At 70.5% G+C, this 25671-nt stretch carries 24 protein-coding genes; 13 read left to right on the top strand and 11 right to left on the bottom strand.

Annotated elements, in window-relative coordinates:
• Window positions 1-6: 6 nt before the first annotated feature.
• From H9L21_RS12825 to H9L21_RS12810, 4 genes are read right to left on the bottom strand one after another with little or no spacing between them, the layout of a single operon-like run.
• The gene (locus H9L21_RS12825) at window positions 7-969 is read right to left on the bottom strand and encodes a sulfate/molybdate ABC transporter ATP-binding protein (RefSeq protein WP_154596577.1); all 963 of its coding nucleotides are present in this window, start codon (window positions 967-969) and stop codon (window positions 7-9) included.
• Window positions 966-1805 (bottom strand): sulfate ABC transporter permease, encoded by an 840-nt coding sequence (locus tag H9L21_RS12820; RefSeq protein WP_187411543.1) that lies wholly within the window; start codon window positions 1803-1805, stop codon window positions 966-968. The genes H9L21_RS12825 and H9L21_RS12820 overlap by 4 nt, the downstream gene beginning before the upstream one ends.
• Window positions 1798-2643 carry a sulfate ABC transporter permease subunit CysT gene (gene cysT / locus H9L21_RS12815; RefSeq protein WP_154596578.1) on the bottom strand — a complete coding sequence of 282 codons (846 nt, stop codon included), beginning with the start codon at window positions 2641-2643 and terminating at the stop codon, window positions 1798-1800. Before cysT ends, H9L21_RS12820 begins: the two co-directional genes overlap by 8 nt.
• Entirely contained in the window at window positions 2640-3677 is a 1038-nt protein-coding gene (locus H9L21_RS12810) for a sulfate ABC transporter substrate-binding protein (RefSeq protein WP_154596579.1), read from the bottom strand. The genes cysT and H9L21_RS12810 overlap by 4 nt, the downstream gene beginning before the upstream one ends.
• Before the next feature lie 172 nt (window positions 3678-3849).
• Here H9L21_RS12810 and H9L21_RS12805 point away from each other — a divergent pair, with 172 nt between their 5' ends.
• Window positions 3850-6066 (top strand): NADP-dependent isocitrate dehydrogenase, encoded by a 2217-nt coding sequence (locus H9L21_RS12805; RefSeq protein WP_187411542.1) that lies wholly within the window; start codon window positions 3850-3852, stop codon window positions 6064-6066.
• A 51-nt stretch (window positions 6067-6117) separates the two neighbouring features.
• On the opposite strand, the gene H9L21_RS12800 is transcribed toward H9L21_RS12805, so the two are convergent.
• The 3 genes from H9L21_RS12800 to H9L21_RS12790 are packed head-to-tail and all read right to left on the bottom strand — an operon-like array spanning window position 6118 to window position 9568.
• Window positions 6118-7611, bottom strand: coding sequence for a DHA2 family efflux MFS transporter permease subunit (locus tag H9L21_RS12800; RefSeq protein ID WP_309221724.1), 1494 nt, complete (start codon window positions 7609-7611; stop codon window positions 6118-6120).
• Window positions 7612-7631: 20 nt separating this feature from the next.
• Window positions 7632-8732 (bottom strand): GNAT family N-acetyltransferase, encoded by a 1101-nt coding sequence (locus H9L21_RS12795; protein ID WP_154596580.1) that lies wholly within the window; start codon window positions 8730-8732, stop codon window positions 7632-7634.
• The gene (locus H9L21_RS12790; RefSeq protein WP_187411541.1) at window positions 8729-9568 is read right to left on the bottom strand and encodes a prephenate dehydratase; all 840 of its coding nucleotides are present in this window, start codon (window positions 9566-9568) and stop codon (window positions 8729-8731) included. Before H9L21_RS12790 ends, H9L21_RS12795 begins: the two co-directional genes overlap by 4 nt.
• Window positions 9569-9627: 59 nt before the next feature.
• Between H9L21_RS12790 and H9L21_RS12785 the strand changes: the two genes are divergently transcribed.
• Together H9L21_RS12785 and H9L21_RS12780 are read left to right on the top strand one after the other, a co-directional pair.
• Entirely contained in the window at window positions 9628-10518 is an 891-nt protein-coding gene (locus tag H9L21_RS12785; RefSeq protein ID WP_154596581.1) for an ABC transporter ATP-binding protein, read from the top strand.
• Window positions 10515-12110 (top strand): ABC transporter permease, encoded by a 1596-nt coding sequence (locus H9L21_RS12780; protein WP_154596582.1) that lies wholly within the window; start codon window positions 10515-10517, stop codon window positions 12108-12110. Before H9L21_RS12785 ends, H9L21_RS12780 begins: the two co-directional genes overlap by 4 nt.
• A 4-nt stretch (window positions 12111-12114) precedes the next feature.
• On the opposite strand, the gene galK is transcribed toward H9L21_RS12780, so the two are convergent.
• Complete coding sequence (gene galK, locus H9L21_RS12775) at window positions 12115-13203, bottom strand: galactokinase (RefSeq protein WP_154596583.1); 1089 nt, start codon at window positions 13201-13203, stop codon at window positions 12115-12117.
• Window positions 13204-13265: 62 nt separating this feature from the next.
• Between galK and trpS the strand changes: the two genes are divergently transcribed.
• Window positions 13266-14285 (top strand): tryptophan--tRNA ligase, encoded by a 1020-nt coding sequence (trpS, locus tag H9L21_RS12770; protein ID WP_154596584.1) that lies wholly within the window; start codon window positions 13266-13268, stop codon window positions 14283-14285.
• Window positions 14282-14794 carry a 2'-5' RNA ligase family protein gene (locus H9L21_RS12765; RefSeq protein WP_255467053.1) on the top strand — a complete coding sequence of 171 codons (513 nt, stop codon included), beginning with the start codon at window positions 14282-14284 and terminating at the stop codon, window positions 14792-14794. Before trpS ends, H9L21_RS12765 begins: the two co-directional genes overlap by 4 nt.
• 1 nt (window position 14795) lies before the next feature.
• On the opposite strand, the gene H9L21_RS12760 is transcribed toward H9L21_RS12765, so the two are convergent.
• Window positions 14796-15674 carry a LysR family transcriptional regulator gene (locus tag H9L21_RS12760; RefSeq protein ID WP_187411540.1) on the bottom strand — a complete coding sequence of 293 codons (879 nt, stop codon included), beginning with the start codon at window positions 15672-15674 and terminating at the stop codon, window positions 14796-14798.
• Window positions 15675-15755: 81 nt separating this feature from the next.
• Between H9L21_RS12760 and H9L21_RS12755 the strand changes: the two genes are divergently transcribed.
• The 5 genes from H9L21_RS12755 (at window position 15756) to H9L21_RS12735 (ending at window position 21145) form a co-directional block, all read left to right on the top strand.
• The gene (locus tag H9L21_RS12755) at window positions 15756-16472 is read left to right on the top strand and encodes a succinate dehydrogenase cytochrome b subunit (RefSeq protein ID WP_187411539.1); all 717 of its coding nucleotides are present in this window, start codon (window positions 15756-15758) and stop codon (window positions 16470-16472) included.
• Between the two features lie 13 nt (window positions 16473-16485).
• A complete protein-coding gene (locus H9L21_RS12750) occupies window positions 16486-18438 on the top strand; it encodes a fumarate reductase/succinate dehydrogenase flavoprotein subunit (RefSeq protein ID WP_154596585.1) in 1953 nt (650 codons plus the stop codon).
• A complete protein-coding gene (locus tag H9L21_RS12745; RefSeq protein WP_187411538.1) occupies window positions 18435-19169 on the top strand; it encodes a succinate dehydrogenase/fumarate reductase iron-sulfur subunit in 735 nt (244 codons plus the stop codon). The genes H9L21_RS12750 and H9L21_RS12745 overlap by 4 nt, the downstream gene beginning before the upstream one ends.
• A gap of 264 nt (window positions 19170-19433) precedes the next feature.
• Window positions 19434-19850: a MarR family transcriptional regulator gene (locus H9L21_RS12740; protein ID WP_154596586.1), complete on the top strand. Its 417-nt coding sequence runs from the start codon at window positions 19434-19436 to the stop codon at window positions 19848-19850.
• Window positions 19847-21145 (top strand): MFS transporter, encoded by a 1299-nt coding sequence (locus tag H9L21_RS12735; RefSeq protein WP_187411537.1) that lies wholly within the window; start codon window positions 19847-19849, stop codon window positions 21143-21145. The genes H9L21_RS12740 and H9L21_RS12735 overlap by 4 nt, the downstream gene beginning before the upstream one ends.
• Here H9L21_RS12735 and H9L21_RS12730 read toward each other — a convergent pair.
• The gene (locus H9L21_RS12730; protein WP_154596587.1) at window positions 21077-22081 is read right to left on the bottom strand and encodes an EamA family transporter; all 1005 of its coding nucleotides are present in this window, start codon (window positions 22079-22081) and stop codon (window positions 21077-21079) included. The genes H9L21_RS12735 and H9L21_RS12730 overlap by 69 nt on opposite strands.
• A 39-nt stretch (window positions 22082-22120) precedes the next feature.
• On the opposite strand from H9L21_RS12730, the gene H9L21_RS12725 reads away from it, so the two are divergent.
• Entirely contained in the window at window positions 22121-22651 is a 531-nt protein-coding gene (locus tag H9L21_RS12725) for a CGNR zinc finger domain-containing protein (RefSeq protein WP_154596588.1), read from the top strand.
• 82 nt (window positions 22652-22733) lie between these two features.
• Window positions 22734-23900 (top strand): amidohydrolase, encoded by a 1167-nt coding sequence (locus H9L21_RS12720; protein ID WP_154596589.1) that lies wholly within the window; start codon window positions 22734-22736, stop codon window positions 23898-23900.
• Between the two features lie 13 nt (window positions 23901-23913).
• On the opposite strand, the gene H9L21_RS12715 is transcribed toward H9L21_RS12720, so the two are convergent.
• Window positions 23914-24384 carry a universal stress protein gene (locus H9L21_RS12715; RefSeq protein ID WP_154596590.1) on the bottom strand — a complete coding sequence of 157 codons (471 nt, stop codon included), beginning with the start codon at window positions 24382-24384 and terminating at the stop codon, window positions 23914-23916.
• A 155-nt stretch (window positions 24385-24539) separates the two neighbouring features.
• On the opposite strand from H9L21_RS12715, the gene H9L21_RS12710 reads away from it, so the two are divergent.
• Window positions 24540-25586 carry a BMP family lipoprotein gene (locus H9L21_RS12710; RefSeq protein WP_255467052.1) on the top strand — a complete coding sequence of 349 codons (1047 nt, stop codon included), beginning with the start codon at window positions 24540-24542 and terminating at the stop codon, window positions 25584-25586.
• Window positions 25587-25671 lie beyond the last annotated feature (85 nt).

The raw sequence follows: 25671 nt of genomic DNA, 5'->3' as shown, positions 1-25671 counted from the left end.
GCCCGGTCAGTACCGGCCGGCTCCGGCCGACGGCGCCAGCCACACGTGCTGGCCCTGCTTGAGCCCCAGCGACAGGGCCTGGGCACGGGTCAGCGAGACCTGCACCGGGTCCGGGTACCGCGGGTCCGTGGGCGTGACCTCGAGGCGCACCTCGAAGCCGACCCGCGTCCAGCGCGTGATCGGGCCGTCCACGACCGACGCCGTCTCGAGGGGGGAGACGTCGATGTCGTGCGGCCGGATCGTGCGGTCGCCGAGCCGCGTGACCGGGCCGAGGAAGCTCAGCACGAAGTCGTTGGCGGGCGTGTCGTACAGGTCGTCGGGCGAGCCCACCTGCTCGACGCGGCCCTCGTTGATGACGACGATCGAGTCGGCCACCTCGAGCGCCTCCTCCTGGTCGTGCGTGACGAACACCGTCGTCACGTGCACCTCGTCGTGGAGTCGGCGCAACCAGTCGCGCAGCTCCTTGCGCACCTTCGCGTCCAGGGCGCCGAACGGCTCGTCGAGCAGCAGGACGCTGGGCTCGATCGCCAGCGCGCGGGCCAGGGCCATGCGCTGGCGCTGGCCGCCCGAGAGCTGGGAGGGCAGCCGGTCGGCGAACTGGCTCAGGTGCACCAGCTCGAGCAGCTCGTCGACCTTGGCCTTGATCTCTGCCTTGGGACGCTTGCGGATCTCGAGGCCGAACGCGACGTTCCGGGCCACGGTGAGGTGCTTGAACGCCGCGTAGTGCTGGAAGACGAAGCCGACGTTGCGCTGCTGCGCGGGCATGTGGGTGGTGTCGCGGCCCTCGATCACGACCGTGCCCGCGTCGGCCGTGTCGAGACCCGCGACGATGCGCAGCAGGGTCGACTTGCCGCCGCCGCTGGGGCCCAGCAGCGCCGTGAGCTGGCCGGTCGGGATCTTGAGGTCGACGTCCTCGAGCGCGACGAAGTCGCCGAAGCGCTTCGTGACGCCGGTGATCTCGATGCTCATGGGTTCTCCTGGTCGGTGCTGTGGGAGGGACGGAGGATCGCGACGACGACGATGGCGGCCACCGCGATCAGGGCCAGCAGGAAGCTCGTCGCGTAGGCGGCGCCCTGCTCGAAGTCCTGGTACTTCTGCTCGACGACGAGCGTGGCCGTCTGGGTCTTGCCGATCAGGTTGCCCGAGATGATCTTGACCGCGCCGAACTCGCCCAGGGCGCGGGCCAGGCTCAGGACGACGCCGTAGACGACGGCCCAGCGGATCGACGGCAGGGTGATGCGCCAGAAGGTCTGCCAGCCGCCGGCGCCCAGGCTCTGGGCGGCGAGCTCCTGGTCGGTGCCGATCTCCTGCAGCACCGGCACGATCTCGCGCACGACGAGCGGCAGGCTGATGAACGCGGTCGCCAGGATCATGCCCGGCGGGGCGTACGCCACCTGGAGTCCGGCGTCCTTCAGGGCGGGGCCGAACAGGCCCTCGGTGCTGCCGTACGCCAACAGCAGCGCGAGGCCCACGACGACCGGCGAGACCGACAGCGGCAGGTCGACCAGGACCGAGAGGAGGCGGCGCCCGGGGAACTCGACGCGGACCAGCAGCAGCGAGATGCCGATGCCGAAGACGGTGTTGAGCACGACGGCCCAGGCGGCCACGTAGACCGTCATCTGCAACGCGATGACCACGTTCGGATCGCTCAGCGCGGCACGCATGTTCTCGAGGCCGCCGTCGAACGTGTGCAGCACGACCAGGCTCAGCGGCCAGATGACCAGCAGGAAGAGGTAGCCGATCACCAGGGCCCGGCGCACGTAGGTGCCGGTGGTGCGGGGGGAGTTCAGTCGTCGACTAGACACGTTGCGACACCCTCCGGGAGAGGACCTCGAGGGCGGCGATCGCCACCAGCGCCACGACCAGCATGATCACCGCGACGGAGGCGGCGGCGGCCTCGTTGCCGTTCTCGATGTAGGTCAGGATGCGCACCGAGGCGACCTCGGTCTTGAGCGGCAGGTTGCCCGACAGCAGGACCAGCGAGCCGTACTCGCTGATGCCGCGGGCGAACGACAGGGCGGCGCCGGCGGTGATCGCGGGGGCCAGTGCCGGAAGGATGATGCGCCGCACCGTCGTGGCGCGGCTGGCGCCCAGCGACATGGCGGCCTGCTCGACCTCCGGGTCGAGCTCCATCAGGACGGGCTCGACCGTGCGCACCACGAACGGCAGCGTCACGAACAGCAGCGCCAGGAACACCGACCAGCGGGTGTTGGCCACGTCGATGCCCAGCGGGCTGGTGGGGCCGTACAGGCTCAGCAGCACGAGGCCGGCGACGATCGTGGGCAGCGCGAAGGGGATGTCGATGACGACCTCCAAGGCGCGCTTGCCCCAGAAGTCGTCGCGCACCAGCACCCACGCGATCAGGGTGCCCATGACGACGTTGACGGCGCTGACGGCCATCGCCTCGAGCACCGTCAGGCGCAGCGCCGCCGCGGTCTGCGGGTTCTGCAGCACCGAGGAGAACGTGGACCAGCCGCCCTCGGCCGCGGTGATGACCACCAGGCACAGCGGGATCAGCACCAGCAGGCTGAACCACACCAGGGCGACACCCAGGCCCAGCCCCGACGAGCGGGTCAGGGTGCTCCTGCGAGCCCGACGCTTGCGCGGCGGGCTCGCAGGGGTGTCGAGCAGGTCGACGGTCATGACTTGCCGGACTCCGCCAGCAGCTTGGTGATGATGCCCTGGTCCTCGTCGAAGTACTCGGCGTTGATCTTCTCCCAGCCGCCGAGGTCGCCGTCGATCGTGTACAGCTTCGCGGGGGTGGGGAACGGGTTGGCCGGGTCGTTCGCGCCCTCGACCTCGCCGACCTCGACGCCCTCGACCGAGCTCAGCGGGCGGAAGCCCTTGGAGACGTACTCCTTCTGCCCCTCGGGCGTCAGCACGAACTCGAGGAACTTCTTCGCCGCGGGATCGGCGTCCTTCGTGACGGCCGCCGGGTTCTCGATGAGCAGCGTGTCGTCGGGGACGACGTAGTCGATCTTCTCGCCCAGCTGGCGAGCCAGGATCGCCTCGTTCTCGTAGGAGATGAGGACGTCGCCCGTGCCGCCCTGGAAGGCGGTGGTCGCGTCGCGGCCCGAGCCCGGCAGCGCCTTGACGTTGGCGAACAGCTTGCCGAGGAACTTCTCGGCGTCGGCCTGGCTGCCGCCCTGGCCGATCACGTGCTGCCACGCGGCGAGGACGTTCCAGCGGGCGGCACCGGAGGAGCCGGGGTTGGGGGTGACGATGCCGACGCCCGGCTTGATCAGGTCGTCCCAGCCGCTGATCTTCTTCGGGTTGCCCTCACGCACGACGAGCACGACGACCGAGTCGGTGACGATGCCCTGGTTGGGGCCGGCGTTCCAGTCCTCGGCGACGAGGCCCTTCTCGACCAGCCGCGTGACGTCCGGGGTGACGGAGAAGTGGACGTAGTCGGCGGGCAGGCCGCCGGCCACGGCGCGGCTCTGGTCGCCCGAGGCGCCGTAGGACTCCTTCCACGTGACGCCCTCGCCGGCGTCGGTCGCGCCGAACGCCTTCTGGGCGGCGTTGTTGCCGGCCTTGGGCACGGCGAAGCCGACGAGGTCGAGCTCGGTGCCTTCGCCGGAGTCGTCACCGGAGGAGGGGGCGCAGCTGGCGAGCAGTGCGGCCGAGAGCAGCAGTCCGAGAGCGGTCAGGGGGCGGGGGCGGGTGAGCCGAGTCATCGGCGTTCTCCTGTCGTGTGGGGCACCAGGTGGTGCGTCGAGAAGTCACGCTAGGGCGCGGCGCCGCGATTGTGGACGTTGTTCATATTGTGGACCATCTAACTCGACAATGGGTGGTCCGGTGGGCCCGGGCGAGGCGAGCGGTGACCGGCAGACCCGGTAGTTTGGTGCCGTGACGGACTCGACGATCATCTACACGCACACCGACGAGGCTCCCGCCCTCGCCACCTACTCCTTCCTGCCGATCATCGAGGCGTATGCCTCGAAGGCCGGCGTCAAGGTCGAGACCCGGGACATCTCGCTCGCCGGCCGCCTCATCGCGGCCGTCAGCGACCTGTTGCCCGAGAGCCAGCGAGCGGCCGACGCCCTCGCCGAGCTCGGCGACCTGGCGCAGCGCCCCGAGGCGAACATCGTGAAGCTGCCGAACGTCTCGGCCTCGGTCCCGCAGCTCAAGGCGGCGATCGACGAGCTGCGCGCGCAGGGCTACGACATGCCGGAGTACCCCGAGGATCCCCAGACCGACGAGGAGCGCGACATCCGCGCTCGCTACGACAAGGTCAAGGGCTCGGCCGTGAACCCGGTCCTGCGCGAGGGCAACTCCGACCGCCGCGCGCCGGCCTCGGTCAAGAACTACGCCAAGAACCACCCGCACCGCATGGGTGCCTGGTCGGCCGACTCCAAGACCTCGGTTGCCACGATGGGTGTCGACGACTTCCGGGCCAACGAGAAGTCCGTGGTCCTCGAGGCCGACGACGACCTGCGCGTCGAGCTGGTGGGCGACGACGGCACCACGACCGTGCTCAAGGAGTCGATCCCGGTCCTGGCCGGCGAGATCGTCGACGCGACGAGCATGAACGTCGCCGCCCTGCGCGAGTTCCTGACCGCCCAGGTCGCCCAGGCCAAGGCCGACGGCGTCCTGTTCTCGGTGCACCTCAAGGCCACGATGATGAAGGTCTCCGACCCGATCATCTTCGGCCACGTGGTCCGAGCCTTCTTCCCGAAGACGTTCGCCGAGTACGGCGCCGCGCTGGCCGAGGCGGGCCTGACCCCCAACGACGGACTCGGCGGCATCCTCGCCGGACTCGACGCGGTGCCGAACGGCGCCGACATCAAGGCCTCCTTCGAGGCCGAGCTGGCCGAGGGCCCGAGCCTGGCGATGGTCGACTCCGACAAGGGCATCACCAACCTGCACGTCCCGAGCGACGTCATCGTCGACGCGTCGATGCCGGCCATGATCCGCACGTCGGGTCACATGTGGGGCCCGGACGGCCAGGAGGCCGACACCCTCGCGGTCATCCCCGACAGCTCGTACGCCGGCGTCTACCAGGTCGTCATCGACGACTGCAAGGCCAACGGCGCCTTCGACCCGTCCACGATGGGCTCGGTCCCGAACGTGGGCCTCATGGCGCAGAAGGCCGAGGAGTACGGCTCGCACGACAAGACGTTCGAGATCCCCGCGACCGGCACGGTCCGCGTGGTCAACTCCGCCGGCGACGTGCTGATCGAGCACGCGGTCGCGCAGGGCGACATCTGGCGCGCCTGCCAGACCAAGGACATCCCCGTCCGCGACTGGGTGAAGCTGGCCGTCAACCGCGCCCGTGCCTCGGGCGACCCGGCGGTGTTCTGGCTCGACGAGACCCGCGCCCACGACGCCAACCTGATCGCCAAGGTCAACGAGTACCTGGGCGACCACGACACCGAGGGTCTGGACATCCGCATCATGTCGCCCGTCGAGGCCACCGCGCTCTCGGTCGAGCGTCTGCGTCAGGGCCTGGACACGATCAGCGTCACCGGCAACGTGCTGCGTGACTACAACACCGACCTGTTCCCGATCCTCGAGCTCGGCACCAGCGCCAAGATGCTGTCGGTCGTGCCGCTGATCAACGGCGGTGGCCTGTTCGAGACCGGCGCCGGCGGCTCGGCGCCCAAGCACGTGCAGCAGCTCCTCAAGGAGGACTACCTGCGCTGGGACTCCCTCGGTGAGTTCTTCGCGCTCGTCCCGAGCCTCGAGCAGTACGCCACGACGACGGGCAACGCCCAGGCGAAGGTCCTGGCCGACGCCCTCGATCGCGCGACCGCCACGTTCCTCGAGAACGACCGGTCGCCGGGCCGCAAGCTCGGCACGATCGACAACCGCGGCAGCCACTTCTACCTGGCGCTCTACTGGGCCCAGGAGCTCGCGCAGCAGAGTGACGACGCCGCGCTGGCCGAGGCGTTCGCGCCGCTGGCCGAGAAGCTGGCCGCCGAGGAGCAGACGATCGTCGACGAGCTGCTCGCGGTGCAGGGCCAGCCGGTCGACCTGGGCGGCTACTACCAGCCCGACCCGGAGAAGGCCGCGAAGGTCATGCGACCCAGCACGACCTTCAACGAGGCGCTCGCCGCCTTCTGAGTCACGCCCACGACGGCGGCCGACCCCCTCGGGGTCGGCCGCCGTCGTCGTTCAGCGCTCGGCGTGACGGGGAGCTGCGTGACTGGGAGCGGCGAAGAACTGCACGACCACCAGGCCGACGACGAACGCCAGCGCGGGGACGATGATGGCCTCGGACATGGCGTCGGAGAACGGGCCGGCCAGCTGGGCCGGCAGGCTCCCGCCGGCGGCTCCTGCGCCCTGCCCGGCGTCGGTGGCCTGGGGCACGTGCACCGCGAGCCGGCCGGCGATGGCCGCGGCGATCGCGGCGGAGCCCAGGACGGCGCCCACCTGGCGGGTGGTGTTGTAGACGCCCGATCCCGCACCGGCCGACGACAGGGGCAGGTTGCGCGTGGCGGTGGAGGCCAGCGGCGCCCACAAGAACGCGTTGCCGAAGCCGAGCACCGCGTTGAGCGCCAGCAGCTGCCACAGCGGGGTGTCGGGTGCGATGACCCAGGCCGTGCCCAGCAGCGCGATCGCGGACGTGCCGAAGCCGACGGAGGCGAGCCGCCGCGGGGGCAGCCGGTCGCTCATCTTGCCGACCATCGGCGCCATCGCGGCGGTGACCAGGGCCATGGGGACGAACAGCAGGCCCGCCTGGGTGGCGTCGTAGCCCAGCACGGTCTGGGTCCACAGCATGAACGGGAACGCCATCGCGGTCACCGAGAACGACACCGTCGAGATCGCCACGTTCGAGACCGAGAAGTTGCGGTCGCGGAACAGGCTCAGCGGCACGAGCGGCTCGCTGCGGTTGCGCGCCTGCCACGTCACGAAGACCGCCAGCACGACCAGGCCGGTCGCGATGAGCAGCGGCACCGACAGCCAGCCGGAGATGGTGCCCCAGTCGTACCGCTCACCCTCCTGGATGCCGAAGACGATGAGGAACATCGCCACCGCGCTCAGGGCGACGCCGAGCCAGTCGAACCGGTGGGTGTGGGTCTCGAGCCGGGGCACGAGGCGCCAGGCGAGCACGAACCCGACCAGGCCGACCGGCACGTTGATGATGAAGATCCACTCCCAGCCCGCGTTGTCCACGAGCACGCCGCCCAGCACGGGGCCGACGAGCGTCGCCACGCCGGCGGTCGCGCCCCACAGCGCCATCGCCCGGCCGCGGCTGTGCGCGGGGAACGTGCGGGTGATGACCGCCATGGTCTGCGGCGTCATCATCGAGGCGCCGAAGCCCTGGACGACGCGCGCGATGATGAGCGACTCCACCGAGTCCGTCAGGCCGCACCACAGGGACGAGGCCGTGAAGACCACGAGTCCGGTGAGGTAGACCCGCTTCGGGCCGAAACGATCGCCCAGGCGGCCGGTGATCAGCAGCGGCACGGCGTAGGCCAACAGGTACGCGCTGGTCACCCAGATGACCGAGTTGTAGTCCGTCGCGAGGTCGTCGCGGATGGCCGGGGTCGCGACCGACACGATCGTCGAGTCGACCAGGATCATGAAGAAGCCGATGACCATGGCCCACAGGGCGGGCCAGGGGTTCTCCGGGAGGGTTCGGGTGGGGGAGGAGGCAGAACTCACCCGGGGAATCTACGCCTGCTTCAGCGCAACCGCTCGTAGAGGTGATGGTCGGTCAGCGTGCCGTCGGCCAGCCGGGCCGTGCCGTGCTCGGTGCCGTACTGCGTGAAGCCCAGCGCGTCGGCGATCCGGCGGCTGGCGACGTTTCCCTCCGCGGCGACCAGCGCGAGGCGCCGGCGGTCGAGACCGTCCGGATCGAAGGCGTAGTCCACGACGGCGCGCGCGGCCTCGGTCATGATGCCCCGACCACGCGAGTCCGGGTGGGTCCAGTAGCCGATCTCTCCGAGTCCGCCGGTGGGGTCGTCGAGCGCCAGCAGGCGGATCGTGCCGAGCAGCCGGTCGTCGGTGTCCGCGACCGCCCAGGTCTCGTGATGTCCGACGGCCGCCTGCCACCACGAGTCGTGGACGTACCAGAGCGCGTCCGACTCGCGGTAGGGCTCCGGCATGCTCGACAGGAAGTGCCGGGTGCTCGGGTCGGCGCAGGCCTCGACGATGCGGGGGACGTCGGTCGTCGCGAGCGGGCGCAACGTCAACCGCTCGGTGGTCAGCGTCGACTCGCGCCAGGTGGTGCGGGGGACCGGCGCGTCCCCGAACCGCAGCGACCCGGTCCAGGCGTCGAGGATCCGGCCCCGCTCGAGCAGCGCGTCCGGTTGCGTGCCGTGGAGCCGGAAGCCGAGGGTGTGGGCCACGCGCAGGCTGGCCAGGTTGCCGACGTGGGCGCGCCACACGATGGTCTCCTTGCCGGCCTCGACGAACGCGTGGTCGATCGCGAGGCGGGCCGCGTCCACGGCCAACGACCGGCCGCGCGCGTCCGGGTGCAGTGCGTAGCCGATGTCGGCCAGCGCGCCCTTGCCCCGGATGTCGACGTTGCCCACGTAGCGACCCTCGTGCTCGATCGCCCAGCACAGGGACGTGCCGCTGTCCCAGCCGTGCGGGACCAGCTCCATCGCGTACTTCTCGGTCGCGCTGCGCGGATTCGGCACGGGGACCGCGGTCCAGCGGGCCATGTCGGGGTCGTTGGCCATCTCGTTCATCCGGTCCAGATCGGCCGGGGTGTGGGCGCGCAGCGTGACGACACCGTCGGTGAGGACGGGGACGTTGAGGGGCCAGGCGCCGACGCTCACCGGATTCCGGCCCGGAACGGATCGGCCGGGTAGACCCCGAGGACCTTGATCTCGGTGGTGAAGAACTGCAGCTCCTCGAGCGCGCGCGCCAGGCCGGGCTCGTCGGGGTGGCCGTCGACCTCCGCCAGGAACATCGTGGCGGCGAACTCGCCGCCGACCATGTAGCTCTCGAGTTTGGTCATGTTGATGCCGTTGGTGGCGAAGCCGCCGAGCGCCTTGTAGAGCGCAGCCGGCAGGTTGCGCACGTTGAAGATGAAGCTGGTGACGACCGGGCCGTTGTCGGCGGGCGCGCGCACGTCGTCGCGCGACAGCAGCACGAAGCGGGTCGTGTTGTGGGCCTCGTCCTCGATGTCGCTGGCGAGGATCTCGAGGCCGTAGATGCCCGCTGCCAACGGGGGAGCGATCGCGGCGGACGTGATGTCGCTGGCCTCGGAGATCTCGCGCGCGGCACCGGCGGTGTCACCCGAGATCAGCGGGGTCCAGCCGTGCTCGCGGATGATGCGACGGCACTGGCCCAGGGCGTGCACGTGGCTGTGCACGGTCTTGATCGACTCGAGCGTCGTTCCCGGGGTGCCCATGAGGGCGAACTTGATCGGCAGGAAGTGCTCGCCGACGATGTGCAGCCCACTGGTGGGCAGGAAGTGGTGGATGTCGGCCACCCGGCCGGCCAGCGAGTTGTCGATCGGGATCATCGCCAGATCGCACTGCCCCGAGCTGACGGCCGCGAAGGCGTCCTCGAACGAGGCGCAGGGAACCGCCTCGGCGTCGGGGTGGTGGAGGTCGATGACCAGGTGGGAGTTCGAGCCGGGCTCTCCCTGGTAGGCAATCCGTGTCACCGGCTCAGCGTAACGGCGACCTCGCTCGCGGTGACCTTCCGCGGTGCGATGGTGGGGCCATGACGGCCATCGAACTGCAGTCGGTATCGAAGTCGTTCGGCACGGTGCAGGCCCTGGACCGTTTCGACATGGTGGTCCGGACCGGGGAGGTGCACGGCTTCCTGGGTCCCAACGGCTCGGGCAAGTCGACCTCGATGCGCGTGCTGTTGGGACTGCTGCGCGCCGATGCGGGGACGGTGCGGCTGCTCGGTGGCGACCCCTGGACGGACGCCGCCGGGCTGCACCGCCGCCTGGGCTACGTCCCCGGCGAGGTGAGTCTGTGGGCCAATCTGACCGGCGGCGAGGTGATCGACGTCCTCGGCCGGATGCGGGGCGGACTGGACGAGCGCCGGCGGTCCGACCTCATCGAGCGCTTCGGTCTCGATCCGTCGCGGCGGTGCGGGACCTACTCGAAGGGCAACCGCCAGAAGGTCGCCCTCGTGGCCGCGCTGGCTGCTCCGGCCGAGCTGTACCTGTTCGACGAGCCGACGGCGGGACTCGATCCACTCAAGGAGGCCGAGTTCCAGCGTTGCGTCCACGAGCTGCGGGCGGAGGGGGCCACGATCCTGCTCTCGAGCCACATCATGGCCGAGGTGGAGGCGCTGGCCGACCGGGTGACGATCATCCGGCAGGGTCGTTCGGTGCTGACCAGCACGTTGGACGACCTGCGCACCCACACGCGCACGACGGTTCGTGCCGAGACGACTCGCCCGGCCGACGGGATCGACGCACTTCCGGGCGTGCACCACGTCCACCAGGACGGGGGACGACTCCAGATGGAGGTCGACAGTGCGCAGATCGGGGCCGTGATGGGTCGGCTCTCCGCGTGGGGACTCGTCGCGCTGGAGGCCCATCCACCGACCCTGGAGGAGCTGTTCCTCCGCGAGTACGAGGACGAGGAACGGACGTGAGCGCGCACGCCACGGACGCGGTCGTCGGGACCGGGCCACTGACCCGCCTCGTGCTGCGTCGCGACCGGGTCCGGCTGCCGCTGTGGCTGATCGGCATCACCGTCCTCACGGGGGTCTCGGCCCGGGCCGTCGCGGCGCTCTACGACACGCCCGCCGAGCGGGCCGGTTACGCCGCGACGGTCCAGGACAGCGCGGTCTCGCGGCTGTTCGGGGGCGTGCCGCGCGGCGTCGACACGATCGGCGGGATCCTCGCCTTCGAGATCGGCTCGGTGGCGAGCGTGACGGTGGCGCTCATGGCCGTCTTCCTCGTCGTGCGACACACCCGTGGCGAGGAGGAGTCCGGCCGGGCCGAGCTCGTTCGCAGCACGGTCACGGGACGGCACGCGGCCCTGCTGTCCACGGTGGTGGTCTCCCTGGCCGCCTGTGTCGCGGCGGCGGCGCTCGTCGCCGGGATCATGGCCCTGTCGGGGGCCGATCCCGGACCGTCGGTGCTGTTCGGGTGCGGCGTGGGCGGTGTCGGGCTCGTCTTCACGTCGCTGACCGCGGTCGCCGTCCAGGTGGCCGCGAGCACGCGCCGTGCCCTAGGCATCGCCCTGGCGGCGCTGTTGGCGTTCTTCCTGCTGCGCGGCTACGGCGCGCTGGACGGGACCTGGTGGACCTGGACGTCGCCCTTCGGATGGCAGGACGAGCTGCGGCCGTTCGGGGACGGGGCCAGATGGTGGCCCCTGGCGCTCTCGCTCGCCGGGACGGTCGTGGCCCTGCTCGTGGCGGCCTGGCTGGCCGCACACCGTGACTTCGGGGCGGGACTGGTCGCCGAGCGGGCGGGACCCGCACGCGCGCGGGCATGGCTCGCGACGCCGTGGGGGCTGGCACTGCGCGAGCAGCGAGGGCTGATGGCCGCCTGGGCCGCCGGGCTCGTGGTCACGGCGGCGGTGTTCGGCGCCGTGGGCAACGAGGTCCGCGAGCTCGTCGAGAGCAACGCGGCGGTCGCCTCGATCCTGGGCGGCACCGACGACGTGGTGCTGGGCTACCTGTCGTACGTCGTGACGTTCCTGGGTGTCCTCGTCTCGGCGTTCGCCGTGGCGTCGGCCCTGAGGCTGCGCCACGGCGAGGTGGCCGGACAGGCGCAGACGGTGTTGGCGACGGGCGTCTCCCGCGACCGGTGGGCGTGGTCGGCGATCGCGGTCACGGTGGCGGGGGTCGTGGGGGTGGCCGCCGTCGTCGCGCTGACCTTCGGGGTGTTCCACGCCCTCGTCACCGGCGAGGTCGACATGATCCCGCGACTCTGGGGTGCCGTGATGGCGACCGTCCCCGCGATGCTGCTGCTCGCGTCGGTGGTCGTGGCCCTGCACGGGTGGTTGCCCCGGTGGACGCTGCTGGCGTGGGCGGGACCGATGTGGGCGTTCATCCAGGCGTACCTGGGAGACCTGCTCGACCTGCCCGGATGGATCGCGGGCCTGTCGCCCTTCGAGCACCTCCCGGCCCTGCCGGCCGAGTCCTTCGAGGCGGGACCGGCGCTGGTGCAGACGGCTGTCGCCGTGGCGCTGACCGTCGTGGGCGTGGCAGGACTGCGCCGCCGCGACCTGTCCTGAGTGCTCAGGGCAGGAGGGCGGCGGCGGGGGAGGGGCGCACGGTGAAGACCGTGGGCGCGGCCCAGCTGCGGTCGGCGAAGGCGGCCTCGACCCGGGCGCGGAGTCCGTCGACCTGCTCGGGGCGCATGAGCGCGATGGCACTGCCGCCGAAGCCGCCACCGGTCATCCGCGCACCCAGTGCCCCACCGGCCAACGCGGCGTCGACCGCGACGTCCAGCTCCTCGGACGAGACGGCGAAGTCGTCGCGCAGGGACTCGTGCGACGAGGTCAGCATCGCGCCGAACTGCGCCCAGTCGCGGCGGCGCAGGGCGGTGACGGCACCGCGGACGCGGGTGGACTCGGTCAGGATGTGGCGGGCCCGCGCCTTGGCGGTCTCGTCGGTCAGCGACAGCAGGCCGTCGAGGCCGATGGACGCCAGGGCGCCCAACCCGAGCTCGCTCGCGATCGCGTCACACTCGCGCCGTCGCTCGGCGTACTCGCCGGCGGCCAGCTCGTGGTGCACGCCCGTGTCGACGACGGTGAGCACGAGGCCGTCCTCGGCCCAGTCGGCCGGGACCGCCTCGGCGGTGGGCGGGTCCGCGCCGAAGTCGAGGTGCACGGCGTGGCCCTCCTGCGCGAACAGGACGGCGTACTGGTCCATCAGCCCGGTCGGGACCCCGACGTAGTCGTTCTCGGCGCGCTGGGCGACGCGGGCCAGCTCCTCGCGGGGACGCCCGGCGCCGGCCAGGTCGTCCAACGCGAGCGCGACACCGCACGTCAGCGCGGCCGACGACGACAGTCCGGCGCCGACGGGGAGAGTCGACTCGAGGACGAGGTCGGCGCCCGCCACGGTGACACCGGCCTCGCGCAGCGCCCACACCACGCCGGCGGCGTAGGCGGACCAGTCCGACACGTCGCCGGGGCTCGTCTCGACGGGGAAGGAGGCACGCTCGCCGCGGCTCCAGACGTTGACCGTCCCGTCGGTGCGCCGACGCGCCTTGACCAGCAGCGAGCGGTCGATCGCGATGGGCAGGGCGGCCCCGCCGTTGTGGTCCAGATGCTCACCGATCAGGTTGACCCGGCCCGGAACCTGCCAGCGCCGCACGTCGTCCACGCCGCTCACCCTACTCACAGGGGCCACTGGCGCTCACAGGTGCGGCTGGCACAATCGACCCCATGTCACGCCTCCCCCGAGCGTTGTCCGGCGCGCAGCCGACCGCCGATTCGTACCATCTCGGCAACTACATCGGCGCCTTCATGAACTGGGTGGCATTGCAGGACGACTTCGAGGCGTTCTACTTCATCCCCGACCTGCACGCGATCACCGTCGAGTACGACCCGGCGAAGCTGGCCGAGCGCACGTACATCGCCGCCGCCCAGATGCTGGCCGCCGGCGTCGACCCCGCGCGCAGTGCCCTGTTCGTGCAGAGTCACGTGCCCGAGCACACCCAGCTCTCGTGGATCCTCAACGGAGTCACCGGCTTCGGCGAGGCCAGCCGGATGACGCAGTTCAAGGACAAGAGCGCCAAGGCCGGCACCGACTTCGCCAGCGTCGGCCTGTTCACGTACCCGATCCTGATGGCCGCCGACATCCTCATCTACCAGGCCGACAAGGTCCCGGTCGGCGAGGACCAGCGCCAGCACGTCGAGCTGGCCCGCAACCTCGCCCAGCGGTTCAACCACCGCTTCGGCGAGACCTTCACCGTCCCCGAGGCGTACATCGTCAAGGAGACCGCGAAGATCTACGACCTGCAGGTGCCGACGAGCAAGATGAGCGGCTCGAACCCGGTGCACACCGGCGTCATCGACCTCACGGACACGCCGAAGCAGGCCGCGAAGAAGATCAAGTCCGCCGTCACCGACTCCGAGACCGAGATCCGGTTCGACCCGTCGGCCAAGCCGGGGGTCTCGAACCTGCTGACGATCTACTCGGTGCTGACCGGTCGCACCATCGACGACATCGTCAAGGAGTACGAGGGCAAGCAGTACGGGCACCTGAAGGTCGACCTGGCCGAGATCGTGGGCGACCTCGTCGGCGAGTTCGGCGCCCGCACCCGTGAACTGCTCGACGACCGTGGTGAGCTGGACCGCATCCTGGCCGCCGGCGCGGCGCGGGCGCGCGAGGTCGCGACGCCCACCCTGGAGCTGGTCTACGACCGCTCCGGCTTCGCCAAGCCGCTGGGTGGACGCCCGTGACCGTGACCGTCGGCGTGTCGATCGCCATTCCCGAGCCCTACGGTCAGGCGTTGCGCGACAAGCGGCGCTCCTTCGGCGACCAGATGGCCGACCGGATCCCGAGCCACATCACGCTCGCGCCGCCCCTGGTCGTCGACGAGTCCGGCATGGGCGACCTCGGCGAGGACCTGCGCGAGCTGGCCGAGGTCTTCCGGCCCTTCACGGTCAGCCTGCTGGGCACCGGCACCTTCCGGCCGATCTCGCCGGTGGTGTTCGTGGCCGTCAGTCAGGGGATCGCCCAGATCGAGACCCTGGCCGAGGGGGTGCGCAAGGCGATCGGCGCCCCGGACCCGGAGTTCCCGTTCCACCCGCACGTGACCGTGGCGCACAACGTGCCCGACGAGGCGCTGGACACGGCGCTGGAGGATCTCGTCGACTTCCGGTGCACGTTCGACGTCGACGCGATCCACCTCTACGTCGACGAGCCCGACACCGGCTGGGTGCCGACCTCGTCGTTCCCGCTGGGCTGACTCAGTCCGCGAGGGACTCGACCAGCACGGCGCGGAAGGCGCGCGCGGCCAGGGGCAGTGTCTCGAGCGGCCGGTGCGCCACGGCGATGGAACGCGACAGCGGCGGGTTCTCGAGCCGGGTGCGGCGCAGCCCTGTACGGGTACCCATGACGATGTCCGGCACGACGGCATGGCCCAGTCCGGACTCGACGAAGCGCAGGACCGAGCCCATCTCGCCGCCCTCGACCGACAGGCTCGGGTCGAAGCCGGCGGCGCGGCAGGCGCGCAGCGTGACGTCGCGCAGGTCGTAGCCCTCGCGGAACATGACCAGCGGCAGGTCCTCCAGGTCGGCGACGTCCATCTGCTCGGGCATGTCGGCGTCGGCGGGGCTGGCCAGCACGAGCCGCTCGGTGTAGACGACCGCGGTCTCGAGGTCGGGGATCTGCGAGGCCAGGGGCACGATCAGCAGGGCCAGGTCGATCCGTCCGGTCGACAGCTCGGCGGTGAGGTCGCGTGAGCCGGCCTCGTGGACCTCGAGGTCGATCGCGGGGTGCTCGGCGCGGAACCGGCGCAGCACCGGCGCCAGCAGGCCCTCGACCATCGACGGCGTGGCGCCCATGCGCACCCGTCCGCGCTGCAACGAGGCCACCTCGTGCACCGAGCGGGTCGCGTTGTCGGCCTCGATGAGGATGCGCTGGGCATGGGGGAGCAGGGCCTCGCCGGCACTGGTCAGGTCGATGCCCGCACGGTCGCGGACCAGCAGCCGCGTGCCCAGCGTGTTCTCGAGAGCACGGATCTGCTTGGACAGGGTGGGTTGGGAGACACCGAGGATGTCGGCGGCCCGGGTGAAGCTCCGCTCGTCGGCGACGGCGACGAAGTAGGCGAGGTGGCGTAGTTGCACCCACCCAGCATAGCCGTCGTCTATGACGGTACGGCTTACTTCGACTTAGCGTGAATCGACGAAGGCGCCTAACCTGACGCCGTGGCCACTTCCCAGATCTCGCGCGTGCCCGCTCAGCGGTCCACCGTCGCGCTGAAGTTCCTGATGGCGGTGACCGGCCTGATCATGGTCGGCTACCTGCTCGTTCACATGTACGGAAACCTCAAGGTCTTCTCGGGCCAGGAGGCGTTCGACAGCTACTCGCACCACCTGCGTGTGCTGGGCGAGCCCTACCTGCCGCGCGAGGGCGCCCTGTGGATCATCCGCGTGGTGCTGCTGGCGTCGATCGTCGGCCATGCGTACGCGGCCATCGTGCTGTGGCGTCGCAACAAGAAGGCGGCCGGCTACACGGGCCGCAAGCGCTACCAGTCGCCGCGCGGCACGCGGGGCGTCCAGCGCAGCTACGCCACCTTCACGCTGCGGTGGGGCGGCATCGTGATCATCCTCTTCGTGATCTACCACCTGCTGCACCTGACCGGGAACCAGATCCACCCCGGCGGCGCGAGCAGCAGCCCCTACCTGCGGGTCGTCAACGGCTTCGAGATCTGGTGGGTGACCCTGTCCTACACGATCGCCATGCTGGCCGTCGGCTTCCACCTGTGGCACGGCGTCTGGAGCGCCCTGACCACCCTCGGTGCCAACCACAGCGGCACCCGGCTGGGATCGCGCCTGACGCCCCTGTCGTGGATCGTCGCGGGCATCATCACCATCGGATTCCTGATCCCGCCCTGGGCGATTCTGCTCGGGTTCGTCGACTGACAAGGACTTGGACATGGCTTTGGACTACTTCACTGTCGGCGACGACATCCGCGACACCGCCGCTCCGAGCGGCCCCATCGAGAAGCGCTGGGACGAGCACCGGGCGCACATGGCCCTGGTCAACCCGGCCAACCGCCGCAAGCTGAGCGTCATCATGGTCGGCACCGGCCTGGCCGGCGCCTCCGCCGCCGCCACGCTCGGCGAGGCCGGGTACCACGTCAAGGCGTTCTGCTACCAGGACAGCCCGCGTCGGGCCCACTCGATCGCCGCCCAGGGTGGCATCAACGCGGCCAAGAACTACCGCAACGACGGCGACTCGATCTACCGGCTCTTCTACGACACGGTCAAGGGCGGCGACTTCCGCGCCCGCGAGTCGAACGTCTACCGCCTCGCGCAGGTGTCGGTGAACATCATCGACCAGTGCGTCGCGCAGGGCGTCCCGTTCGCCCGCGAGTACGGCGGCCTGCTGGACAACCGCTCCTTCGGCGGCGTCCAGGTGTCGCGCACGTTCTACGCTCGCGGTCAGACGGGCCAGCAGCTCCTGCTGGGCGCGTACCAGGCCCTCGAACGCCAGATCGGCGCCGGCACGGTCGAGATGAACACGCGCCACGAGATGCTCGAGCTGATCATGGTCCCCGATGCCGACGGCACCGAGCGGGCTCGCGGCATCATCGTCCGCGACATGCTCACCGGCGAGATCGAGACGCACCTGGCCGACGCGGTCGTGCTCGCGACCGGCGGCTACGGCAACGTCTTCTTCCTCTCGACGAATGCCATGGGCTCCAACGTCACCGCCACGTGGCGCGCGCACCGCAAGGGCGCCTACTTCGCGAACCCCTGCTACACGCAGATCCACCCCACCTGCATCCCCGTCTCGGGCGACTACCAGAGCAAGCTCACGCTGATGAGCGAGTCGCTGCGCAACGACGGCCGCATCTGGGTGCCGAAGAAGGCCGGCGACGACCGTCACCCGGCGGACATCCCCGAGGACGAGCGCGACTACTACCTCGAGCGCATCTACCCGGCGTTCGGCAACCTGGTGCCGCGTGACATCGCCTCGCGTGCCGCGAAGTACCAGTGCGACGCCGGCAAGGGCGTCGGCCCCGGTGGTCTGGGTGTCTACCTCGACTTCGCCGAGGCCATCGAGCGACTCGGTCGCCCGGCGGTCGAGGCCAAGTACGGCAACCTGTTCGACATGTACGCCCGCATCACCGGCGAGGACCCGTACACGCGCCCGATGCGCATCTACCCCGCCGTGCACTACACGATGGGCGGCCTGTGGGTCGACTACGACCTGCAGAGCAACCTGACCGGCCTGTTCGTGGCCGGCGAGGCGAACTTCTCCGACCACGGCGCCAACCGCCTCGGCGCCTCGGCGCTGATGCAGGGTCTGGCCGACGGCTACTTCGTGCTGCCGAACACGCTGGCGAACTACCTGTCGAAGGCGCCCTACGAGAAGGTCCCCGAGGACCACCCGCGCGTCGTCGAGGCCCGCCAGGCCGTCGAGGAGCGGGTCGAGAAGCTGCTCTCGATCAACGGCACCCGCACGGTCGACTCCTTCCACAAGGAGCTCGGCCAGATCATGTGGGACTACTGCGGCATGGAGCGCACCGAGGAGGGCCTGATGAAGGCCATCCAGATGATCCGCGACCTCAAGGCCGAGTTCTGGAGCAACGTCAAGGTCACCGGCGAGGCCGAGGAGCTCAACCAGACGCTCGAGCGCGCCAACCGGGTGGCGGACTTCTTCGAGCTCGGCGAGCTCATGTGCATCGACGCGTTGAACCGTCGCGAGTCCTGCGGTGGCCACTTCCGCGCCGAGAGCCAGACCGAGGACGGCGAGGCGCTGCGTCACGACGACGAGTTCGCCTACGTCGCCGCGTGGGAGCACACCGGGAGCCAGCCCATCCTGCACAAGGAGCCGCTGGAGTACGAGTACGTCGAGATGAAGGCCAGGAGCTACAAGTGAAGATCACCGTTCGGGTCTGGCGCCAGAAGAGCGCCGACGCCAAGGGCAAGATGGTCACCTACGGGCTGGACGACGTCAGTGAGGACATGTCCTTCCTGGAGATGCTCGACGTCCTCAACGAGCGGCTCACGCTCGAGGGCGAGGAGCCGGTGGCGTTCGACTCCGACTGTCGCGAGGGCATCTGCGGCACGTGCGGCGTCGTGATCAACGGCATCGCGCACGGCCCCGAGGTCACCACGACGTGCCAGCTGCACATGCGCACGTTCAACGACGGCGACGTCATCGACATCGAGCCGTGGCGTGCCGGGGCCTTCCCCGTCGTCAAGGACCTCGTCGTCGACCGCGGCGCGCTCGACCGCATCATCGCGGCCGGCGGCTACATCTCCGCGCCCACGGGCTCGGCCCCCGAGGCCAACAACCTGCCCGTGCCGAAGGAGAACGCCGACCACGCGTTCGAGGCCGCCACGTGCATCGGCTGTGGCGCCTGCGTCGCGGCGTGCCCCAACGGCTCGGCGATGCTGTTCACCGCCGCCAAGATCACGCACCTGGGCCTGCTGCCGCAGGGTCAGCCCGAGCGCGAGTCGCGCGTCATCGGCATGGTGGAGCAGATGGACGCCGAGGGCTTCGGCGGCTGCACCAACATCGGTGAGTGCGCGGCGGCCTGCCCCAAGGGCATCCCGCTCGACGTGATCAGCACGCTGTACCGCGACCTGCGCAACGCGCTGGTCTGATCAGCGACAGAGACGCAAACGAAGGGGTCCGCCGTCCGGCGGGCCCCTTCGTCGTTCCCCGGGATACCGCGGAGCCGTGGCTCAGTAGCTCGTCATGTGGGTCATCGGCGATGGACGCGGACTCTTGTCGCTGCGAGCAGCGGCGCGACGGGCCATCGCGGCGGCGCCCTGGCGCGAAGTCCCGCCCTCACCTGGGAGGCGCCCTCGCGGGCGCTGTGAGCGCGATCTCTTTAATTAGCATGGTTAATGACCTAGGCTAATCACATGCCCACCGAATCCCAGCGTCTCGCCCAGGCGGTGGCCCGACTCAACCGGAGGCTGCGCCAGGAGCGGCAGTCCGACCTGACCGCCACCCAGCTGTCCGTGCTGGGGTCCGTGCGTGTTCTCGGACCGGCCACGCCCAGCCAGATCGCCGCGCGCGAGCGCGTCTCGCAGCCCTCCGTCACCCGGACCCTCAAGTGCCTGCTCGAGGACGCCTACGTCACCAAGAAGCCCCATCCCGACGACGGCCGGCAGGTCCTCATCGCGGTGTCCGAGCTCGGTGAGAAGGTCCTCGCCGAGGAGCGTCAGCGCCGCGACCAGTGGCTCGACCGGCGCCTCGCCACGTTCACCTCCGCCGAACGCGTACGACTCCGGGACGCCACCGACCTGTTGGTCAGGCTCGCGGAGGACGACGCGTGAGCCCCACCTTCCGCAGCCTTTCGATCCGCAACTACCGCGTCTACGCCATGGGCGCGCTGGTGTCGAACGTCGGCACCTGGATGCAGCGCGTGGCGCAGGACTGGCTGATCCTCACGCTCACCGGCAGCGGCACGGCGTTGGGCATCACCACGGGCCTGCAGTTGCTGCCCGCGCTGCTGTTCAGCCCTGTCGCGGGTGTCGTGGCCGACCGGTTCCCCAAGCAGCAGATCCTCAAGATCACCCAGCTGGCGATGGCGCTGCCGGCCGCGCTGCTCGGCGTCCTGGCGATCACCGGCGCGGTGCAGGCGTGGCACGTCTACCTGCTGGCGTTCGTCTTCGGCGTCGGCACGGCGTTCGACGCTCCGGCCCGTCAGTCCTTCGTCGCCGAGATGGTCGGCCAGGAGGACCTGTCCAACGCGGTCGGCCTGAACTCGGCCTCGTTCAACACTGCCCGGATGATCGGACCCGCGATCGCGGGCCTGCTCATCGCAGCCCTCGGCAGCGGTGTCACGGCGACCGGCTGGGTCATCCTCGTGAACGCCTTCAGCTACCTGGCGGTCATCGTGTCGCTCACCTCGCTCGACGTGCGGCGCCTGCGTCCCTCGCCGGTCTCGGGGAGTCGCAAGGGTGCCGTGCGCGAGGGCGTGCGCTACGTGCGGTCCCGGCCCGACCTGGTACTGCTGCTGACCTGTGTCTTCTTCGTCGGCACGTTCGGGATGAACTTCCAGATGACGTCGGCCCTGATGGCCACCGAGGTCTACGGCAAGGGCGCGAGCGAGTACGGCATCCTCGGCTCGATCCTCGCGATCGGCTCGCTCATCGGCGCGCTGTTGGCCGCCCGTCGCACCCGGCCGCGGCTGCTCTTCGTGGTCCTGGCCGGACTGACGTTCGGCATCGCCGAGATCGTCGCGGGCCTCATGCCCAGCTATCTGACGTTCGCGCTCATCCTGCCCGTGCTCGGCCTGGCCTCGCTGACGATGGTGACGTCGGCGAACGGTCTGATCCAGCTGACGGCGGCACCCCAGATGCGGGGACGGGTCGCGGCGCTCTACCTCATGGTCTTCATGGGCGGCACCCCGTTCGGCGCGCCGTTGATCGGCTGGGTCGGCGAGGAGTTCGGCGCTCGGTGGACCCTCATCCTCGGTGGTGCTGCATCGGCCGTCGGCATCGTCGTCGCGACGGCGCTCTATGCCCGGACGCACCACCTCTGGGCGCGCCGGCGGGTCTCACCCGCGGCGCGGCGGCTGCTGCGCCGGGAGGGGCTCGACGAGGAGGCTCTCGTCGCTGCCGAGTGAGGTCACGTCGCGCTCGCCGAGCTTGACCACGACGATCCCGGCGACGACCAGCGCCGCTCCGAAGCACTGCCACGGACCGGGCGCCTGGTCCAGCAGGACCCACGCGAACGCCAGCCCGGCGGCGACCTCGGTCAGCGCGACGAACGACGCGAGCCGGCCGCCCAGGTGACGCGCCGCCGCGATGCCGGTGACGTACGCGAGAGCGGCGGCCACGAAGCCGAGCAGGGCCACGGGCAGCCACCACGGCACGGATCCGGTCGAGAAGACCACCGGGTCGGTCGTCATGGTGAACGGCACGATCCCGAGCGCGGCCACGGTCCAGAACGAGACCGAGGCCACGACGAGGCCCCCGGCGGCCAGCGTGAGCGGCGGCAGGCCGCTCGACTGGTCGGCCGACATGACGAAGTAGGTGGCCGCACCGGTCATCGCGATGAGCGCCAGCGCGACGCCCACGAGGTCGATCTGCGTGCCGCCGAGGACGTCGAGCAGCAGGACCAGGCCCACGGCGGCCACGAGCGCGCCCACCAGCGTGAACCGGCCGGGCCGCTGGCCGTGGGCGAACCACATCCACAGCACGACCGCGACGGGGGCCGTGTACTCGATGAGCAGGGCGATGCCGACGTCGAGCCGCTGCACGGCCATGAAGTAGAAGAGCTGCGCGCAGACCACGGCCGAGAGTCCGTAGACCACGATCGTGCGGGCGTGCGTCAGCAGCAGCCGGCTGCGGCCGCGCACGGCGAGCAGGCCGGGGACGAGCAGGACGGCCGCGGCGAGGGTGACGCGGACGGCGAAGGCGGCGCCGGGGGACCAGCCGGCGTCCATGAGGCCGCGTGCCAGCGTGCCGGAGGTGCCGAACGCGAGCGCTGACGTGAGCGCCAGCAGCAGGCCGGTCGGCGTGTGCCGCAGTGCGGTGGTGTCAGGAGCGTCGGGCCTCATGGGTCCTGACACTAGGGGTCCGTGTCGTAAGGTGTCAACATGGCTTTCACTCCTGACGTCGCCGACGCCCTCGGCGCTGCCGCCGAGCTGGCCAATTCCGCGGACGAGCCGGACACCCTCGAGGCCGTCGAGGACCTGACCGAGTTCTTCGATCGCTGGGAGTACACCGGCGCCAGGCCGCGGAGCCGTGACGACCTCGAGGCGGTGCGGGGGATCCGCGCCCGCCTCCGCGAGCTGTTGACCGCCGACCGGGCCGCGGCCGTCGACCTGGTCAACGCGGTGCTGGCCGAGCAGCAGGCGGTGCCCCGGCTCGTCCGCCACGACCACCTCGACTGGCACGTGCACGCGATCGCCGACGACCGGCCGCTGCACGAGCGGATCCTGGTCGAGACCGCGATGGCGATGATCGACCTCATCCGTGCCGACGACCTCGGCCGTATCGGCCGGTGCGCAGCGAGCGACTGCGACGGCGTCGTCGTCGACCTGTCGCGCAACCGTTCGCGCAAGTTCTGCAGCACCACGTGCGGCAACCGTGAGGCGCAGGCCGCCTACCGGGCCCGGCAGGGCTGACGGGGAATCCGCCCGGTGACGCGCCGTCCCGCATCTGAGATGGCGGCGAGGTACGGGTCGGTCGGCGTAGACTCGACAGGTCATGACCCTCCAGGAATCCATCGCCCGCGCCGTGGAGACGGCGACCCCCGACCTCATCGAGCTGCGTCGGGACCTGCACGCCTTTCCCGAGTTGTCGTGGCAGGAGGAGCGGACCACCGACCTGGTCTACGCGTGGATGGACAAGCTGGGACTGAGCCCGCAGCGGTTCGAGGGCACGGGTCTCTCGGTCGACATCGGCCCGTCGGGCGGCCCGATCGTGGCGCTCCGCGCCGACCTCGACGCCCTGCCGATCCTCGACACCACGCAGGACCCGTGGCGCTCGAAGAACCCCGGTGTCGCCCACGCCTGCGGCCATGACGTCCACATCTCCGCGCTGATCGGCGCGGCCACCGCCCTGGCCGAGGCCGACCGCACGATCGGCCTGCCGACGCGGGTGCGGCTGATCTTCCAGCCCGCCGAGGAGGTCATGCCCGGCGGCGCGCTGCGGCTGCTCTCCGACGGCGTGCTCGCCGGCGTCAGCCGGATCTTCGCCCTGCACTGCGACCCCTCGCTCGACGTCGGCCGGGTCGGCATCCGCGAGGGCGCCATCACCGGTGCGTCCGACCAGATCCACGTCGTCCTCAACGGGCGGGGCGGCCACACCTCGCGGCCGCACCTGACCGAGGACCTCACGTTCGCCCTCGGCAGCCTCATCACCCAGCTGCCCGCCGTCCTGTCACGCCGCTTCGATCCGCGTGCCGGGGCCAGCCTCGTCTGGGGTCAGGTCAGTGCCGGCAACGCCGCCAACGTCATCCCCGCCGTCGGCGAGCTCAAGGGCACGCTGCGGATGCTGGACGCGGCGGCGTGGCACGAGGCCGAGCACCTGGTGCGCGGGATCATCGCCGACATCGTCGAACCCTTCGGCGTCGGTGTCGACCTGACCTACACCCGGGGCGTGCCGCCGGTGGTCAACGACTTCGCCGTCACCGAGCGACTGCGTCAGGCGGTCGCCAGCGCGCTCGGGCCCGAGGGTGTCGCCAGCACGTCGCAGAGCCTCGGCGGCGAGGACTTCGCCTGGTACGTCGAGACCCTGCCCGGAACGATGGCGCGCCTCGGCACCCGCACGCCCGGCGGCCCGACGTACGACCTGCACCAGGGCAACCTGCGGGTGGACGAGCGCGCCATCGCCGTCGGCGCGTTGGTGCTGGCCAACGCCGCGATCGCCTGACGCAGCGGTCGGCTCAGACCTCGGGCTCGGACTGGGCGGGATCGTCCTCGCCGCGCACGACGACGACCGGGCAGAACGCGTTGCCCACGGCGTGCTCGCTGACCGAGCCGAGCATCAGGCCCTTGAAGCCGCCCAGGCCGCGCGGGCCCACGACGAGCAGCGCGGCGCCGCGGCTGGCCTCGACGACGACCGTGGCCGGCTGGCCGCGCTCGACCTTCAAGGTCACGTCGACGTCGGGGTACTCGGCCAGGATCTCGCGCGTCGACTCCTCGAGGCGCTCGCGGACGGCATCGGCGAAGTCCGAGGCCGGCGGGACGTAACCGAACTCCTGGGTCTTGGGCTTCGGCGCGGTGCGCATCGTCCAGGCTCGGATGACGAGGACCGGGAGCTTGGCCCGATCGGCCAGGGCCAGGGCCCAACGCAGGGCGTGGTCGGAGAAGTCAGAGCCGTCGTGTCCGACGATGATGGGTCCGGAGAGGAGCATGACTCGATCCTAGGCCCGCAGGGGTTTGATTACGGTTCGGTGACAGTTGGCGGAGGAATGACGAACTTGGTCATCGGCCGCCATTTCAGCGCTTAACCTCATCTGGACATCGCTCGCGCCCTCCTTTCCGGGCGCAGCTCCTGAGGAGGAAAAAAGTGCGTCGATTGAACAAGCTGACCGCAGCGGCCGCCGTGACCGCCCTGGTCTTCGCCGGAGCCGGTTGCGCCAAGAAGAGCACCGACGAGGAGAGCGCTGCTGGCGAGGACTGCGTCGAGAAGGGTGACGTCAAGGTCGGCATGGCCTTCGATGTCGGCGGTCGTGGAGACCAGTCCTTCAACGACTCGGCAGCCAAGGGCCTGGACAAGGCCGCCTGCGAGCTCGGCTTCGAGGTCAAGGACGCCGAGGCCCAGGACGGCGAGCCCGAGTCCGCTCGTGAGGAGCGCCTCCAGCAGCTCGTCGACGCCGGCTACAACCCGGTGATCGCCGTCGGCTTCGCCTACTCCGCCTCGGTCGACAAGATCGCCAAGGCCAACCCCGACGTCAACTTCGCGATCGTCGACGACGGCGTCAAGGGCGACAACATCAGCAACCTGCTGTTCGCCGAGGAGCAGGGCTCGTTCCTGGTCGGCGCTGCGGCCGCCCTCAAGTCCGAGAGCGGCAACATCGGCTTCGTCGGCGGTGTCGACACCGAGCTGATCCACAAGTTCGAGGCGGGCTACAAGGCCGGCGCGAAGGCCGTCAACCCCGACATCAAGTTCCAGTCGGTCTACCTCTCCACGCCGCCGGACTTCAGCGGCTTCGGTGACCCGGCCAAGGGCAACACGGCCGCCACCGGCATGTACGAGAAGGGCGCGGACGTCGTCTACCACGCGGCCGGCGGCTCGGGCGGCGGCGTCTTCCAGGCGGCCACCGACGCGAAGAAGTGGGCCATCGGCGTCGACTCCGACCAGGCCAAGACGGCCGACGAGTCGGTCCGCGGCAGCATCCTGACCTCGATGATCAAGAACATCGACGTCGCGGTGTACGACTTCCTCAAGGGCGTGGAGGCCGGCGACATCAAGACCGGCCCGCAGATCTACGACCTCAAGGTCGACGGCGTCGGCTACTCGACGACCGGCGGTCACGTCGACGACATCGAGGACCAGCTGAACGACTACAAGCAGAAGATCATCGACGGGACCATCAAGGTCTCGGCGAAGTGATCGCGTCCTCGAAGCACTGAGGACCGCGGCCCGGCCCCTGCGCGATAGCGTGGGGCCGGGCCGCTCCTGTGAGTCCGCCGACCAC

Origin of the sequence: Aeromicrobium senzhongii (assembly GCF_014334735.1) — a bacterium.
In the GTDB taxonomy this organism is placed as follows: Bacteria; Actinomycetota; Actinomycetes; order Propionibacteriales; family Nocardioidaceae; genus Aeromicrobium; species Aeromicrobium senzhongii.
The sequence above is the reverse complement of the archived record's forward strand: the minus strand, read 5'-3'. Positions and strand labels throughout refer to the sequence as shown.

What these genes read in the sequence shown, in the direction of transcription:
- H9L21_RS12750 (WP_154596585.1), top strand. Translation starts at nt 16,486, where the DNA reads ATGGCTTTGGACTACTTCACTGTCGGCGACGACATCCGCGACACCGCC.
- trpS (WP_154596584.1), top strand. Translation starts at nt 13,266, where the DNA reads ATGTCACGCCTCCCCCGAGCGTTGTCCGGCGCGCAGCCGACCGCCGAT.
- cysT (WP_154596578.1), bottom strand. Translation starts at nt 2,643, where the DNA reads ATGACCGTCGACCTGCTCGACACCCCTGCGAGCCCGCCGCGCAAGCGT.
- H9L21_RS12720 (WP_154596589.1), top strand. Translation starts at nt 22,734, where the DNA reads ATGACCCTCCAGGAATCCATCGCCCGCGCCGTGGAGACGGCGACCCCC.
- H9L21_RS12810 (WP_154596579.1), bottom strand. Translation starts at nt 3,677, where the DNA reads ATGACTCGGCTCACCCGCCCCCGCCCCCTGACCGCTCTCGGACTGCTG.
- H9L21_RS12725 (WP_154596588.1), top strand. Translation starts at nt 22,121, where the DNA reads ATGGCTTTCACTCCTGACGTCGCCGACGCCCTCGGCGCTGCCGCCGAG.
- H9L21_RS12825 (WP_154596577.1), bottom strand. Translation starts at nt 969, where the DNA reads ATGAGCATCGAGATCACCGGCGTCACGAAGCGCTTCGGCGACTTCGTC.
- H9L21_RS12730 (WP_154596587.1), bottom strand. Translation starts at nt 22,081, where the DNA reads ATGAGGCCCGACGCTCCTGACACCACCGCACTGCGGCACACGCCGACC.
- H9L21_RS12715 (WP_154596590.1), bottom strand. Translation starts at nt 24,384, where the DNA reads ATGCTCCTCTCCGGACCCATCATCGTCGGACACGACGGCTCTGACTTC.
- H9L21_RS12740 (WP_154596586.1), top strand. Translation starts at nt 19,434, where the DNA reads ATGCCCACCGAATCCCAGCGTCTCGCCCAGGCGGTGGCCCGACTCAAC.
- H9L21_RS12785 (WP_154596581.1), top strand. Translation starts at nt 9,628, where the DNA reads ATGACGGCCATCGAACTGCAGTCGGTATCGAAGTCGTTCGGCACGGTG.